The sequence below is a fragment of the Rhizobium mesoamericanum STM3625 genome (assembly GCF_000312665.1).
Lineage (GTDB): Bacteria > Pseudomonadota > Alphaproteobacteria > Rhizobiales > Rhizobiaceae > Rhizobium > Rhizobium mesoamericanum.
Window position 1 is genome coordinate 1518375 of sequence record NZ_HF536773.1, and the last position, 15525, is coordinate 1533899.

Consider the following 15525-nt stretch of genomic DNA (forward strand, 5'->3'; position numbering starts at 1 on the left):
GCTGGGAGGCGTCTTCTGGCGAAATCCTGGTCGTCTCAAAGGGTTCAGGGATGTGATGATAGCGCTTTCGAGATGGTGACCGGAGCGCCTTTATAAGCCGGTGTGCCAGAGTGAGGATCGTAGTCAGCGAGCGCGATCACACGATTGAGTTCGGGGTAATAGCCAGCAACGGTACCTTGAGGAATGTTATACTCGATCGCGATGAAGCCGCTCGCCTTTCGAGGTGCCGCCTGCGGCCTCAGGTTGATCGAGGTGATGTCAACCCTGTCACCTTCAGTTATGCCCCTTGCTTCCATATCGTGCTTGCACATGAACACCACATCCCGGCGTCCGAAAACACCACGATACCGATCATCGAGGTTGTAGATGGTGGTGTTGTACTGACCGTGGCTACGGATTGTCGTCAATACAAGTGCCTCCGGAAAGCTCATTCGCTGGTCCTCGTCGAGGCCCCGTGCTGTTAAGAAGTTCGCTTTGCCATTGGCCGTACGCCATTCGCGCCTCGAGGCGGGGATATCTAGCCGGAAACCGCCTGGCTTCCTGACGCGCGTGTTGAACTCCCGAAAATCAGGAAACACGATCTCGATCCTGTCGCGGATGCGGTCATAATTGGCCACCAGATCGTCCCAGGCGATGTCATGAAGGGTGCCAAGAGTGGCTTTGGCGATGCCGGCGATTATCGCGGGCTCTGACTTGAGATGATCGCTAGGAGGCTTGAGAAAGCCCTTCGACGCGTGCACCATCGACATCGAGTCCTCCACAGTGACGGACTGAGAACCAGACAGTTGCACATCCTGATCGGTGCGTCCGAGAACCGGTAGCAGTATCGTCGTTTTGGCGATCAATAGGTGCGAACGGTTGGGCTTCGTAGCAAGGTGCACGGCGAGATCGAGCTTGCGTACAGCCGCGAATGTCACATCCGGGTCTGGCATGGCGACAGCCAGGTTGCCGCCAAGGCAAACTAGGGCTCTAGATTTTCCAGCAAGCATCGCTTCGATGGCTTCGACCGCGTTATGTCCTTTCTCGGAAGGCGGTCTGAAGCCGAAAGCGCGTTCGATCCCGTCAAGGAGAGCGGAATTGGGAATCTCCGTGATCCCGACAGTTCTGTCCCCTTGAACATTTGAGTGTCCTCTCAAAGGACATATCCCCGCGCCGGTCTTGCCGATATTACCTCGTAGCATCAGTAGATTTGCTAACTGCTGGACGACCTCGGTGCCTGTAAGGTGCTGGGTTACTCCCATCCCGTAGCAGGCTATCACACGCTCCGCGCTCAGATATGTTGTTACTGCACTCTCGAACGCATCGTGACCGAGGCCCGATTTGCGATAAATGTCTTCCCACGAAGTGCCCTTCACGTCATTTTGGAGGTCCTCAAGCCCTACCGTATGGGCAACGATGAATTCTCGGTCCAGGACACCTGTCCCCCCTGCCGCTAGGTCAGCGTCGTCGCGCTCGAAGATCAACTTCATCATGCCCTTCAGCAAGGCGATGTCGCCGCCTGCCTTCAACTGATAGTACGACGAGGCAATCGAAGTTGAGGAAAGCGTTGCCATTTCGACAGGATCTTGCGGTGCGGCAAAGCGCTCAAGTGCTCGTTCTCGCAATGGGTTGAACACCATGATCGGAGCGCCACGCTTCGACGCCTCGTGAAGCGTCGTCATCATCCTTGGATGATTTGTCCCAGGGTTGTGACCAATGCTGATGATGAGGTCACAGTCATCGAAGTCGCGCAGCTCAACGGTGCCCTTACCGACGCCAATCGATTTCGGAAGACCAACTGATGTTGCTTCGTGACACATGTTGGAACAGTCGGGAAAGTTGTTGGTCCCGTACGCGCGAACAAACAGCTGGTACAAAAAGGCCGCTTCATTAGACGCGCGGCCCGAGGTGTAGAACTCCACCATGTTCGGATCTGGTAGATCCCGGAGAGTCTGGCCGATGATGTCGAAGGCCGCGTTCCATGAAAGCGAGATGAACCGGTCGCTGGGTCGATCGTAGATTAGCGGCATCGTCAACCGGCCGGCATCCTCGAGGCTGTGGTCGTCCCACTTCCACAATTCGGAAACGCTGTGCTCCGCGAAGAACTCTGGGGTCGCTCGCTTGCTGGTCGACTCCCAAGTGATAGCCTTTGCGCCGTTCTCGCAGAACTCGAAGGCCGAGGTATGGTTCGGATCGGGCCATGCGCACCCCGGACAGTCGAATCCATCCGGTTGGTTAGCTTTGAGAAGTGCCGTGGCACCTCTAAAGACGACCTGCTGCTCCTTGAGTGTTCGCGCGACCGCTTTGAGTGCGCCCCAACCGCCTGCGGGGGCCCCATAATCTCGAATTCCCTCCGGTTTTCCGTCTTTCATGGAAGTTCTCCTGGTGCAGTGTCGGTCTTTGGTGACAAACAGCGGACGTTTCGAAAGCCTGTAGTTCGGCACATCCACGGGCAGAGTACCGCGCAATATCGAAACGCGGGATCAGAGACTGGGATTACGTCTTCTTCTAGCCGGGGAAGGATGAGCGATATCGGTCCCGTATCCAGATGCAGCCCATGAGTCTTGAGGAAATGTGCTCTGTCAACTCCATCTTTGCGATCCTGCGCCTCTGCCTGACATTCGGTCGGCGGAACCCCTTACCAAAGCAGATCATCCTCGACTGACACGGTGGCGAAGACATTACTGTCAAGATCGCTACCAGGGGAGCCCAGCGCCGGCATGGGGCTAATTCCGGCTGCAGGTTCAAACGCGGTATCGCCCTGAACGTCAGTATCCGGACGATCGTTGCCACGCAAATCTTCGCTGTGCCATTAATCGTCGCGGCCTTGGTAGACAATCTCGGTGGCGCGCCCTCCGACCCGTTGGCGTTCGGCGGCCAATTGTCATTATCAGCAAATGGCTCCGACCGAGCTTAATCACACTCTGAGAGGGGCAACGCACCTGAACGGGCCATTCTTTCGCCATCGTGTGGAGACACGCCGCACAAAAGTGGAAGGAAGCAATATGTTGACCAAGATATCTCTGGCGTCGCTTTTAGTTACGGTGCCGTTCGGCGCGGCAACTGCCTCTAGCGGTGGCGCTTGGAATGTTTTGTTTTCGAAAGCAAACGGCACCTGCATCGGGCTCTCCCGGATGGATACGCCTGAGGCATCGGCACCGGTCGTGTTCGACGACAGCGTAGGCAAGATCGCTGTACTCCTGCGCGGTCAGGTTGGTAAGGGGAAAGCAAGGACGAAGGTCAACATGATCTGCCTCTTCGATAAGCGGACGGGCAAAGCATCGATCGCTGAGTATCAGTGGCTCGGCGACTGATCGACATGTTTACGGCAGCCCGGCTCCGGTGGGCTGCCGGTTCCTTCGCTGACTCAGGCTTACATGCGTAGCCGAAAGATCCTAGACGGCCGAAGGATCACAGGTAGAGTGTACCTCCTTGAAGTTCTTTTTTTGGTGGGCATTTTTGAGCGACGTACTCGTTGATCCACTCGCACAGTTCTTAGCGCTCGTCGTTTTTCGTGCGGCTGCGAGAGTTCTGCTCCCGGACAGTGATCTGGGGCGCTTGATCGCGAACATCCTGTTCTTCGCCGCCCTGACAGCGCTGCTGTTTTATCATGGCATACCCCCATATTTGCTCGAAGACGGATCGTTCGACGTCTCAGATGTCATCAGCCACGGTCTGCTGAAGACGATCTGGTGGCTCGGAGGAGCCATGGTACTTGCCAGCTCTGTTCGGATGTTCTTGATTATCGAACGGAAGCCTCGCGAGGGAAGGCTGCTCCAGGATCTCGTGGTAGCATTGATTTATGTCAGTGCAGCGCTGTGTGTGGTCGCTTACGTTTTCAGGCTTCCGGTCGGCACGATTATCGCCACATCGGGCGTGTTTGCGATCGTCCTCGGCCTTGCGCTGCAGAGCACTCTCAATGATGTGTTCTCGGGCATCGCGCTCAACCTCGGCCGTCCGCTGTCAGTGGGCGATTGGATCCAGCTCGACGACAACGTTCAGGGCAGGGTGGTCGAGACGAACTGGCGTTCGACACAGCTTCTAAGCTCAACCAACGATCTCATTGTCGTACCTAATAGCGTTCTTGCGAAGAGCCGTATCACCAATGTAAGCGGCCCGGATGCCAGCCACGGCGCAACTCTCAAGGTTCGCCTAGCCCCAACCAGGCCGCCAAGCGCGATGCTGGACGCGATGGAAAAGGTATTGCTCAGCAGCAACGCCATCCTCAAGACGCCCGCACCGTCAGTGACAATCAGCGGTCTGGACAAGGATGCAGTAGAATTCGAGCTGGGATTTCACGTCAGCGACGTTACCAGGGTAGGAAACGCGCGCAATGAACTCTTCGATCTCGTGTATCGGCACGTAGAGGCGTCTGGACTGCAGATGTCTGGGACCGAGGGAGCGATCCAAGTCTCGATCGACGGAGCGGTCAACAACGAGCACCGGCCGAAACCTCCAACGACCGCAGTGCGCCTTATGGAATCCATTTCTCTTTTTGCCGGCCTCACAGACTCCGAAAAGGAAGACATCGCTTCGAACATGATTCGTCTGCCGTTTCGAAAAGGGGAAATCATCGCCCATCGGGAGACCGCGTTGACATCCCTAATGATTGTCCGAAGCGGAGTCGTGGCGTTGGAAGAGACAGACGAAGGAACTTATATCGAACTCGCCAGGCTTGCTCCCGGTGACTTCTTCGGTGAACGCGGCGTGCTCCTCGGAGCGCTTGAGATCGCTGACGTTCGAGCCCTAACGCCCGTTGTCATCTACGAGATTCCCAAGCAGCGCCTTGCCGCCGTTCTGCGAGAACGACCCGCGATCGCCGAAGAGCTAGGCCTGCTGCTTTCCGCAAGGACCAAAGCCGAGGAGGCATTACATCGGAATGGAAACCCGGAAACGGGGGCACACCCGTCAGCACTGTCAGTTCGAATTCGACAGTTCTTTCACCTGTCCTCATAGTATGCTAGGCGCATTCAAGGCAAACAGCGCCTACGAAGCCGTTTAGCACTCGCGAAGTTTGGACCCGCTTTAGCAATGCCAGGATTTGTCGCATGGGTCCTAGCCTCATGGTTCATCCAGAGATCTGTCCTCAGAAAAATCTTGTTCTTCATCGATCAATGTCGCCGAAAGTGATTCCGATCGCCAATCCATCGCCCCGTGGGTCATGCGCACCCGTCGCCAGGCCGTCCCCGTCGATGACGATGGCCCCTGCCATCCCCGCAAGCGGACTCTTCGCCTCGATAGGCGACACCGCATGGCCTCTTGCGGCTAGTTCGGCAAAAACCACTTCGCCGGTATCGCTTTCCAACTTCAGACTGTCGCTGCTGTCGGAAAAGGTCTTTCCAAGCAGAAAGCGTGGCCCGGCCAACGCTACTGCCGGTTCCTCACCGAAGTCGATCAGCCGGGTCAACAGCATCGCAAGCGTCTGCGGCTGCCCGTCGGCGCCCTGTGTGCCGTAGAGTAAAGCCGGCCTGCCGCTGCGCAGGCCAAGACCTGGATTCAAGGTATAGAAAGGACGTTTGCCGGGTGCGATGCCATTGACATGCGTGGGATCGGGCGAAAAGGCCGCCCCGCGGTTCTGCCACAGAATGCCCGTATCGCCGACGACCACGCCGCTGCCCCAGTCGAAATAGGTGCTCTGCAAGACGCTGACGCTGCCGCCCTCAGCATCGGTTGCGGCGAAGAACACGGTATCGCCGCTGCGATAGGGTGCCGGCCACGCGAGTGCCCGCGCGGGATCGATGGAGGCCGCCGCCTGCGCAAGATGATGTGCGCTCAGCCATTCCGCCACCGGCTGCGGCACGACATCGGGATCGGCAATGCCGCCACGGTCGAGAAAGGCGCGTTTGACCGCTTCTACGCAGAGATGCAGGTGGTCGGCGCTGCCGGCCTGATGGGGGGCAAAATCGAAGTGGGCGAGAATCCCCATGATCGCCAGCGTCGACAAACCCTGTGTTGGCGGCGGCGGCGCGAGCAGCTCGAATCCGCGATAGGAGAGACTGACGGGCGCCACCTCGCGCGTTCGGGTCGCTTCAAGGTCGTCGCTGGTCAGGGGAGAACCCGCAGCCTGCAGTCCCGCCGCGATCCTCGCGCCGAGTTCGCCCCTGTAGAAGGAACGTGGTCCATCACGGCCAATTAGCGACAGCGACCACGCCAAGTTTTCCTGCCGGAACAGACTGCCTGTTTCCGGCGCTGTGCCACCGGGCATGAAGAGCGCGGCAAAACCCGGCCAATTGGCGGCCTCCGCCTGCCGGAAGGCAAGCCAGAAACTCTGCGAGCGTGTGATCGGAAAGCCCTCTTTCGCATGGCGGATCGCATCAGCAAGCAAGGCAGCAAAATCAATCCTTCCGCCCCAGTGCCGCGCGGAATAGTCATGCGCGTGCCGCCAGGCGTCAACGGCGCACGCCGAGGTCAGCGCCGAAAGCGGTCCGCGCAGCGGGATGCTCTCGTCGAAATTAGGCAATTTCCGCGCCGCCTGCCCAATGCCAAGAAAACATGTCTTCCGTCCGCTACGATCGGCAACGAGCCAGACAGAATCGCCGCCAAGTCCGCAGAAATGCGGATAGACAACTGCAATCGTGCTGCCGATGGCAATCGCGGCCTCAAGCGCATTGCCGCCGGCCCGCAGGATCGCCGCACCCGCCTCACTCGCCAGCGCATGCGGACTTGTTACCATGCCGCCGCGTCCGGTCGCCTGCCTCCTCGGATCCTCGTCTGCCTGTATCATCGTCTTAAATTCCGGTGGGTCTATGGTCTGTAGAGCGCACGATAGGTCCGATAGCCCCCGTTATAAACCGCCGCATTCTCGGGATTGGGCACGATCCTTTCACCCCGCCCGACAAAGGCGGTTACACCGGACCAGTCTTCGGTCAGTCCAGCGCCGATCGCGGCTGCCCAGGCAACACCGAGGCAGGAGCCCGGATGGCCAGTCAGACCTTGTAGTGGCTGCTGCAGCACGTCGGAAACGATCTGCATCCAGATCCGGCTCTGCGATCCTCCGTCAGAGACCATGAAACGTGTCGTCGGGTGACCGATATCGTTCAGCACGTCGACATGATGGCGCAGCGCATAGGCATAGGCTTCCAGCATCGCTCGCCAGAGATGGCCGATATGATGCGAAAGCGTCAGTCCTTCGATCAGTCCGCGCGCGCTGGCATCGTGAATCGGTGTCTTCTCACCGAGGAAGTAAGGCAGGATCGTTATCCCGTCCGCACCGGGCGCGCATGCCGCGGCCAGCCGGTCGAGATAGCGATACACGGATATTCCTTCTGCCTTTGCAGCGATCTCCTCGCGTCCCGCAAAGGTGCTGATGAACCAGTTCAGCCCCGACCCGCCGGTCGACATGCAGCCGTTCGGCATAAAGAGCCCTGGCACTAAGTGATAGTCAAGGAACATGCGAGGGTCTGGCCGCACGATATCAGTCGCCGTCAGAATATCGACGGCACCCCCGAATTTCAGCAGCACGTCGCCCGCCTTGTTGATGCCCGCGCCGAAAGCTGACGCGATCATGTCGGCTGCCCCGCCGATGACAGGCGTTCCAACTGCAAGCCCCGTCGCCTTGGCGGCTTCGTCTGTCACATCACCAAGCACCTCATGCGACACCACCTTCCCGGGAATGGCATCCCGCCGAATTCTAGCGAGGCCGATCAGCTCGTCGTCAAGATTGCCGGTATTAATATCGACGAAGCCTGCTTCCAGCGCCCAGTTTTGTTCAATCGCCCTTTTGCCGGTCAGTTTCCAGTTGATGAAATCATAAGACCCCATAACCGAGGCAATGCGACCGAAGGTCTCCGGCTCGTGTCGGGCGATCCAGCGCAGTTTTGCTGTCACCAACTGCTGGTTGATACCGTTCCCCGCTTTGGCGAGAAAATCCGCCTCATCCCACTCGGCCTTAAGTTCCTCGACCTCCTCGCCGCAACGCCCGTCGCTCTGCTGGATGCTGGGCCGCAGCACCCGGCCGGCGTCATCAAGCAGCACGACGGCCGGCAGCATTCCGGTCACGCCGACGGCCGAAATTTGTCCGGGCTCGATCCCGCTCGTTGCAATCAGTTCCTTGGCAATCTCGCAGACATTCGCCCACCATTGCGCCGGGTCTTCCTCGGCCCAGGCATGCCGCGGCGAATGAAGTGTCGAAGGCCGAGAGCTGAGCCCGAGCACGCGGTTCGGCAGCTCGATCAGGATGCCGATGGTGGAGGTGGTGCCGATATCGAGGCCGAGCGTGATGGACATGGCGGTTCCTTCAGCGCAGCGTCTCGACGATCTCCATGAAGCGCATTACCCGGTCGCTGTCGACGGGGTTCCACGTATTACCGTCCACCTTGAAGTGCGTGCCGATGATGACCCCGCTGGCAACGCTCAATATGTCGCGCACATTGTCCTTGTTGACTCCGGTATTGGCAAAGACAGGGACATCCTTGACGGTCTCGCAGACGCGCCTCAGGTCCGATTGATCGACTGCCTGTCCGGTCAGCGGCCCCGAAACCAGGATGGCGTCGGCGAGCGACGAGAATACGGCGCTCTTTGCCCTGAGTTCAATCGGGCGCTGGTCCAGCGAATGTGCAAATTCCGCGTTGATGTTGAAGAGCATTTTCATCTCGTCGCGGCCGAGACTGTGCCGCAGCCGCGACGCCCTAGCGCAATCCGGCTGCCAAATGCCCATGTCGGAGGCGAAGACGCCGGTGAATATCTCGCGAACGAAGCTCGCACCCGTCACCGCGCCGATCGCAACGCTTGCCGAGGGATCCCAGAGATAGTTGACGCCGAACGGGATCGTCAGATGCGGCTTCACCCGCTCAACGATCGAGGTCATCGCCGCCAGTCCTTCCAGCGGCGCTTGAAAAACGTAAGGCCGGTCGTTCTCGTTACCGAACATGACGGCGTCGACGCCGCCCGCTTGCAGCTTCTCGATATCGCAAAGCACGTCGTCAACGAGCTTGGTCAGCCCGCCGGCGGCGTCGTAGGCAGGCGAGCCGGGCAGGGCACCGATGTGCGCCATCGCGATGACCGCCTTCTTCTTTGCACCGAAAAAGTCGAAGACCATGTGAGAACTCCCTGAAGCGAAATCAAATGGAGGGGCTTCCGCCGGAACGGATACAGGAAAGGCGAAATCAAAGCAGCGGCTGCTCCTCGGGCGCTATTCGCAACTCGACACCGGCGGCGGCGAGCGCATCGGCAAGGTCGGCCGGTGGCATGGCATCGGTTATCAGCATGTCGAATTGCTGTAGCGGCGCGATATGCACAAGCGACATGCGCTTGAACTTGGTGGAGTCGCAAAGCACCACCTTCTGCGTCGCGCGGCGCAGATAGACCCGCTTCATATCGGTGTCCTCGAAGGAATAGTCATAGATTCCTTGCGCCGTGATCCCGGACACGCCGACGAAGGCGATGTCGAACCAGAGCTCCTCAAATTGCGAGACGGCCGATTGACTGCTGATGGCCATTTCTTCGCCGCGCATGCGCCCGCCGGGCAGGTAGACCTCGCCGAAGCCGGTGCCCAGCTGCATAGCGTTGCGCACGCTGTTGGTGAAGATCTTCGTATGCGGCTGGTTGAGCAACAGGCCGGACAGCAGATAGGTGGTGGTGCCAACGTCGAGCGCCAGAGTGCGCGCGCCGGCAGCAACGCCTGCCGCCGCCATCGCGATTGTCCGCTTCGAGGCGGCATTGCGCGTCAGCCTGGATTCGAATGTCGGTTCCTCGCGATCGACCGTTTCGCTAGCGATCGCCTCGAAGGCGTTGCCGCTACGCACCGCGCCGCCATGCGTGCGCACCAGCCTGCCCTCCTTTTCCAGTTCAATCAGGTCGCGGCGGATAGTCATTTCGGATACAGCAAGCTGGGAGGCGACATCGCTGACGGAAACCGCGCCCTTGCGCGCCAGTGTCTCCAGGATGCGCGCATGCCGCACCTGGGCCAGAACCTTCGGTTTTTCCGCTGCGGGGGCCATCTTCTGTTCCGCGCCCATGATACGTTCTCATCCTCCCGCCGCAGCTCGTGGCTACGATTGTCTGATTGTTGCTTACTATGTATCGAATGACTCGAACAAATTCAAACATAAATTTCCCTTGTTGTGTATGGTTTTGTTGTTATATGATCGGTGATGTTTCTATTCTATGAGGGCGGCATGCAATCTCCGAGCTTTCCAGAACTATCCGGCAAGCGTGCGATCGTAACCGGCGGGGCTACGGGGATAGGGCGTGCGATCGCGACTGCGCTCTCCCGCCAGGCGGTCCAGGTGGCGATCTGCGACATTAACCTGGCTGCCGCCGAACGGACGGCTGCCGAGATCGGCAAAGGCACCACCGCGCATGCGATCGACGTTCGCAAGCGCGCTTCCGTCGAGGCGACATTTTCCGAAGTGGCGGAGAAGATGGGGGGGTACGATATCCTCTGCGCCAATGCCGGTGTGTCCACCATGCAGCATGCATTGGAGCTGACCGACGAGGAGTGGGACTATAATTTCGATGTCAATATTCGCGGCATCTTCCTGACCAATCAGATTGCCGCCCGCCGTTTTACGAGCGCAGGCACCGGCGTCATCGTCAACACGGCCTCCCTTGCGGCAAAGATCGGCGCGCCGCTGCTGGCTCATTATTCCGCTAGCAAGTTTGCCGTGCTCGGGTGGACGCAGGCGCTCGCCCGCGAGCTTGCGGTTTCGGGCATCCGCGTCAATGCCGTCTGCCCAGGTTTCGTCAAGACCGGCATGCAGGAGCGCGAGATCGCCTGGGAGGCAAGCCTGCGCGGCGTCACGCCCGAACGCGTCGTTGCGGATTATATCGCGCAAACGCCGCTCGGCCGGCTGGAAACGCCTGAGGATGTGGCCGATGTGGTCGTTTTCCTCTGCTCGAATTCTGCCCGCTTCATGACCGGGCAGGGGGTCAACGTCACCGGCGGCGTCTACACGACCTGACCCGTCCAGGATCCGTAACGACCTTCTGTTCAGCAAGGAAAGAGCATGGCTGAAATCGTCTTCGACCAGATCAGCAAGAGCTACGGCGGTAATTATGCGGCGATCCGCAATCTGAACATGACCATCCGCGACGGCGAATTCCTGGTCCTTGTCGGTCCCTCCGGCTGCGGCAAGTCGACGGCGCTGCGCATGATCGCCGGCCTCGAAGAAATCACCGATGGCCGCTTGACGATCAACGGCACCGTTGTCAACGATCTTGCCCCGCGCGATCGCGATATCGCCATGGTCTTCCAGTCCTACGCGCTTTATCCGCATCTGACGGTCGCCGAGAATATCGGCTTCGGCCTTCGCGTGCGCGGCCTCGACAAGGCCGAAATCGCCGTCAAGGTGCAAGAGACAGCGAAGCTCCTGGAGCTCGAGGACTATCTCGCCCGCAAGCCTGCTCAACTCTCCGGCGGCCAACGCCAGCGTGTCGCCATGGGCCGGGCGCTCGCCCGCAGCCCTCAGGCATTCCTGATGGATGAGCCGCTTTCCAATCTCGATGCTCGCCTGCGCGGCCAAATGCGCGCCGAAATCGCCCGCATGCAAAAGATGTCGGGCATTACCACGGTCTATGTCACCCACGACCAGGTCGAGGCCATGACCATGGGTGATCGCGTCGCCGTCATGAAGAGCGGTGTCCTGCAGCAGCTCGGCACGCCGCGTAGCCTCTATGATCAGCCGGCCAATCTCTTCGTCGCAAGCTTCATGGGCTCGCCGGCGATGAACCTGCTGGCAGCCGAGCTCTTCGCGACGGAGAGCGGCCCCGAGGCACGCTTCGGCCAGTCCTCCATTCTTTTCACGGGCGAGGTGCTCGCCGAGCGGCCGCGCATCGCCTCCGCCGCCGGCCGCGCCGTGGTGCTCGGCATCCGTCCGGAAGCTTTCCAACCGGTCGATACCGGCGGCTTGGCCGGGACTGTTGCCTTCGTCGAGGATCTCGGCGCCAACCTGCTCGTCCACGTCGATGTCGAGGCTGCCGACCGGTTGAAGTCGCTCTCGGCCGAGGAGGATGAGGTGACACTGTCCGCGCCGCGCCTGCGCGTCATCATTGACGGCACCAGCCGCGTGAAGATCGGCGAGCGCTTGTCGCTTGCCGCCAACCCCGCCCGCATCCACGTTTTCGATGCCACGACTGAAGTGGCGATGCGCGCCTGAGCGCGTTGCTTCTTTGGAGCATGATTGACACCTGCGGTCGGCTTTCGCACGATGTCATGCTGCTGTCATTTTGGATTTAATGAATGCCCTTCGTCAGGCCTTGCACGAAATAGCGGTTGAGAAAGAGAACGATCAGTACGATCGGGATCGTCGAGAAATGCGCCAGTGCGCCGAGCGTGCCCCAGGTGATGTCCTTCGTTCCATAGGCTGAAAGCAGCGCCACCGAGATCGGTTTGGAATCGAGCCGGGTGAGGAACATAGGATAGAGGAAGTCGTTCCAGGAAAACATCAGACAGAAAAGGGTGGAGGCCACCACCCCCGAGCGAACCGCCGGCAGTGCCACACGCCAGAACGAGCCGAACAGCGTGCATCCATCCGTCAGCGCCGCTTCTTCCAGCTCCTTCGGCAAGCTGCGGAAATAGGAAAACATCATCCAGGTGACGAAGGCCGAGTTCAGCATCGCGTTGATGAGGACGACTGCGATCCAGCTGCCGAGCAGCCCGATGTCGCGCATCATCAGATAGAAGGGGATCAGTGCTGCCACGGCCGGCACCATGCGGATCGCCATGAAGAAATAGGCAACGGCAATAGCGTAGCGGCTGGTCGAACGCGCCAGCGCATAGCCCGCCGGCACGCCGAGCAGCAGCGACAGGACTACGGAACCGCAGGCGATCAGTAGGCTCGAAGACACGAGACTCCAGACGTCGAACAGGCGGAATACCGTCGTAAACTGCTCGAAGGTCGGCACGAAAGTCAGTCTCGGCGGGATGGAGAAGATGTCGCGTGACGGCTTGTAGGCGGTCGATGCCAACCACAGGAAGGGCAGCAGGAAAAAGGCGAGCATGACAAGGATGAAGCCGCGCTCGCCGATGCGGCGGAGGGTGCGTATGCTCATCGCCCGTTCGCCTTTCTGTCCGCCCTGCGGATCAACAGGATGAAGCCCGCCGCGATCACGGCGATGCAGATCAGCGTCAGGTTTGATATCGCCGAGGCGCGGCCGATATTGAAGAATTCCAGTCCCTGCTTCACTGCATGCAGCATCAGCGTGTTGGTTGCATTGCCCGGTCCCCCGCCGGTCGTCACGTAGACGCTGTCAAAGACCCGGAAGGCATCGATGGTGCGCAGCGTCAGCGCCAGAAGGATCGAAGGCAGCATGAGCGGAATGATGATGATCCTCAGACGCTGTAGCGCCGTTGCTCCATCCACTTCCGATGCCTCGAGAATATCGCCCGGCAGTGCCTTCAGGCCCGCAAGCAGGATTAGCGCCACCAGCGGCGTCCATTCCCAGATATCGACGAAAATAAGGGTCGCCAGCGCCGAGCTCGGATTGGCGAAAAGGCCCCGCGGATCGGAAATCCCGAACTCGGCGAGATAATAGCCGATGAGCCCGTAGTCGGCGAGCAGCAGCGCCCGGAAAACCAGCCCGACCACAAGCGGCGTGATTGTCACCGGAATCAGGATCAATGCCAGGCAGATCCGGTTGAAGCGGTCGTCGCGCCAGAGCGCCAGCGCAATGGCAAAGCCGAGCAGCAGTTCGACGGTCACGGCGCTCAAGGTGAAGACGACGGTATTGACGAAAGCCCCGCGCGTCACAGTATCCGAGAGAAGATCGACATAATTGCCGAGCCCGACGAAATGCGTTCGCCCTGGCTTCAGCAGATTGTATTCGTAAAGGCTGAACCAGATACCCTGCGCCAGCGGCCAAACGCCGATGACGAGCACGTAAATGATAGCCGGCAGTGTCATCAGGGCGAAGAACAGCCGCCTGCGTTCGAGATAGGAAACGCTCAAGGCCGGAGAGGGCTTCAGCGCGGAAGTGAGGGATAGGGTCACGTCATGTCCATCAGGTTCCTGGTTCGATACGCGCTACCGGGATCGAGCCGGCGGCTCGCCCCCGATCATGAGGCCTGAGGCGCATCGGATCAATGTCCGGAAACGGCGAGGCCGCGACATAGGCACGGCCTCAGGGGAGGAGTTGTTTTGTCAACCGTTGTCAGAAGAGCTTCGCAGCGGCTTCCTGGGCGGCGTCGAGCGCCTTCTTGGGATCGGCATTGCCGACGAGCACATCGTTCACGGCTGTGCCGAGCAGGTCCTGAATCTCCGGATATTGCGGGATGCGCGGACGATATTCGCCGTCGCCATGCTCGAATGTCTCGGCGATGACAGGCAGGAAGGGGAACTTCTTTAGCAGGTCGGGATCGGTCATCTCGCTCTTGCGCAGGAAGCTGCCGGCGCCCATCATATTGAATTCCTTGTGCACTGGCGGGCTGACCAGCCACTTGATGAAGGCCCATGCGGCTTCCTTCTGCGTGTCCTTGATGCCGGCGTTGATCGCCATACCCCAGCCGCCAATGCCGTAGAGCTTCGGCAGGCCGGCGCCACGCGGCGCCGTTGTGATCGCCACCTTGTCAACGATCTTGGAAATCGCAGGATCATAGTAGCCGGGCGCGCCGACCGACCATGTCTGCATGCTCGCGGCAATGCCCTGGCGGAAGCTTTCCTCGCGTCCGCCCCAGTCATAATTAACGGCGCCGGGAGGTGCCGCTTTCATGAAGAGATCCTTGTAGACGGTCAGGCTCTTGATATTGGCTTCCGAATTCAGTGCCGGCTTGCCGTCGGAGCCGAGAATCGCACCGCCCATCTCGGTGTTGTACTGCATCCAGTCCTGTGCGACCGCCGGGCCTTTCTGGCCGTTGGCGACGAAACCGTAGATATTCTTGCTGGGGTCGGTCAGCTTGTAGGCGTCCTCCACCAGTTCCTCCATCGTCGTCGGCGCCTTCAGGCCGGCGGCGTCGAAGAGATCTTTGCGATAGGCAAGCACATTGGCATAGCCGGCAAAGGGAAAGGCGACCTGCTTGTCGCCCCAATGGCCAAGCGCGTTGAGAAGCGTCGGATAGATGTCGTCGAGCTTCAGTTCGGCGGCGTCGCGTTTCATCCAGTCGGTGAGGTCGACGGTGTATTTGTTTTCGGCATATTGGCCCGCCCAGACTATATCCATCGTCACGAGATCGTAGCCGCCGGTGCCACCGACGAAATCCGTCGTCGTCTTGGTCAGCAACGAGCCGTAGTCGAGAATATCGACCTTGACGGTGGCGCCCGTCTCCTCGGTGAATTTGGGGGCGATGGCAGCCAGAACCGCGGCGAACTGATCGTTCTGGGAGGCAAGCGTAAGCGTAATGCCTTCGTATTTCTTGTCAGCGCCGATGGCGGAGCTCACAAATGCGACCGAGACGAAACCCGCGATCGCCAATTTCCGTGTGAGACTGCTGAGCGATTTCATGTTTGCTCCCCTTTTTTCATTGGCTTGGGGCAATATACATCAAACAAAATCGCACTCAAGCGCACTTGACAAAAAATCGTAAACATTAAAAATCACAAATTAGAACATATTCGCGCATCAATGTCCATATTTTGTGCGCGTTGCTTAAAAAATGGCAGGGAGTTGATCATT

12 protein-coding genes are annotated in these 15525 nt (G+C 59.5%); 4 read left to right on the top strand and 8 right to left on the bottom strand.

Annotated elements, in window-relative coordinates; all coding sequences use genetic code 11:
* Positions 1-44: 44 nt before the first annotated feature.
* Complete coding sequence (locus tag BN77_RS27325) at positions 45-2351, bottom strand: FdhF/YdeP family oxidoreductase (RefSeq protein ID WP_007538302.1); 2307 nt, start codon at positions 2349-2351, stop codon at positions 45-47.
* Positions 2352-2984: 633 nt separating this feature from the next.
* Here BN77_RS27325 and BN77_RS27330 point away from each other — a divergent pair.
* Entirely contained in the window at positions 2985-3293 is a 309-nt protein-coding gene (locus BN77_RS27330; RefSeq protein ID WP_007538306.1) for a hypothetical protein, read from the top strand.
* Between the two features lie 145 nt (positions 3294-3438).
* Positions 3439-4935 carry a mechanosensitive ion channel family protein gene (locus BN77_RS27335; protein WP_040678850.1) on the top strand — a complete coding sequence of 499 codons (1497 nt, stop codon included), beginning with the start codon at positions 3439-3441 and terminating at the stop codon, positions 4933-4935.
* 148 nt (positions 4936-5083) lie between these two features.
* Here BN77_RS27335 and BN77_RS27340 read toward each other — a convergent pair whose 3' ends face one another.
* The 4 genes from BN77_RS27340 to BN77_RS27355 form a co-directional block, all read right to left on the bottom strand.
* On the bottom strand, positions 5084-6652 hold the full coding sequence (locus BN77_RS27340; protein WP_040678851.1) for a gamma-glutamyltransferase family protein: 1569 nt from the start codon (positions 6650-6652) through the stop codon (positions 5084-5086).
* Positions 6653-6723: 71 nt separating this feature from the next.
* The gene (locus BN77_RS27345) at positions 6724-8205 is read right to left on the bottom strand and encodes an FGGY-family carbohydrate kinase (protein WP_007538312.1); all 1482 of its coding nucleotides are present in this window, start codon (positions 8203-8205) and stop codon (positions 6724-6726) included.
* Positions 8206-8215: 10 nt separating this feature from the next.
* Positions 8216-9016: a BtpA/SgcQ family protein gene (locus BN77_RS27350; protein ID WP_007538314.1), complete on the bottom strand. Its 801-nt coding sequence runs from the start codon at positions 9014-9016 to the stop codon at positions 8216-8218.
* Between the two features lie 67 nt (positions 9017-9083).
* Positions 9084-9935, bottom strand: coding sequence for a DeoR/GlpR family DNA-binding transcription regulator (locus BN77_RS27355; RefSeq protein ID WP_007538316.1), 852 nt, complete (start codon positions 9933-9935; stop codon positions 9084-9086).
* A 159-nt stretch (positions 9936-10094) separates the two neighbouring features.
* On the opposite strand from BN77_RS27355, the gene BN77_RS27360 reads away from it, so the two are divergent.
* Both BN77_RS27360 and BN77_RS27365 read left to right on the top strand, forming a co-directional pair.
* Positions 10095-10880: an SDR family NAD(P)-dependent oxidoreductase gene (locus tag BN77_RS27360; protein WP_040678853.1), complete on the top strand. Its 786-nt coding sequence runs from the start codon at positions 10095-10097 to the stop codon at positions 10878-10880.
* Between the two features lie 45 nt (positions 10881-10925).
* The gene (locus BN77_RS27365) at positions 10926-12074 is read left to right on the top strand and encodes an ABC transporter ATP-binding protein (RefSeq protein WP_007538320.1); all 1149 of its coding nucleotides are present in this window, start codon (positions 10926-10928) and stop codon (positions 12072-12074) included.
* A 76-nt stretch (positions 12075-12150) separates the two neighbouring features.
* Here the strand turns inward: BN77_RS27365 and BN77_RS27370 are convergent, their stop codons facing one another.
* The 3 genes from BN77_RS27370 to BN77_RS27380 form a co-directional block, all read right to left on the bottom strand.
* Entirely contained in the window at positions 12151-12969 is an 819-nt protein-coding gene (locus tag BN77_RS27370; protein ID WP_007538322.1) for a carbohydrate ABC transporter permease, read from the bottom strand.
* Entirely contained in the window at positions 12966-13907 is a 942-nt protein-coding gene (locus tag BN77_RS27375; RefSeq protein ID WP_007538324.1) for a carbohydrate ABC transporter permease, read from the bottom strand. Before BN77_RS27375 ends, BN77_RS27370 begins: the two co-directional genes overlap by 4 nt.
* Before the next feature lie 160 nt (positions 13908-14067).
* The gene (locus BN77_RS27380) at positions 14068-15354 is read right to left on the bottom strand and encodes an ABC transporter substrate-binding protein (RefSeq protein ID WP_007538326.1); all 1287 of its coding nucleotides are present in this window, start codon (positions 15352-15354) and stop codon (positions 14068-14070) included.
* Between the last annotated feature and the right edge of the window lie 171 nt (positions 15355-15525).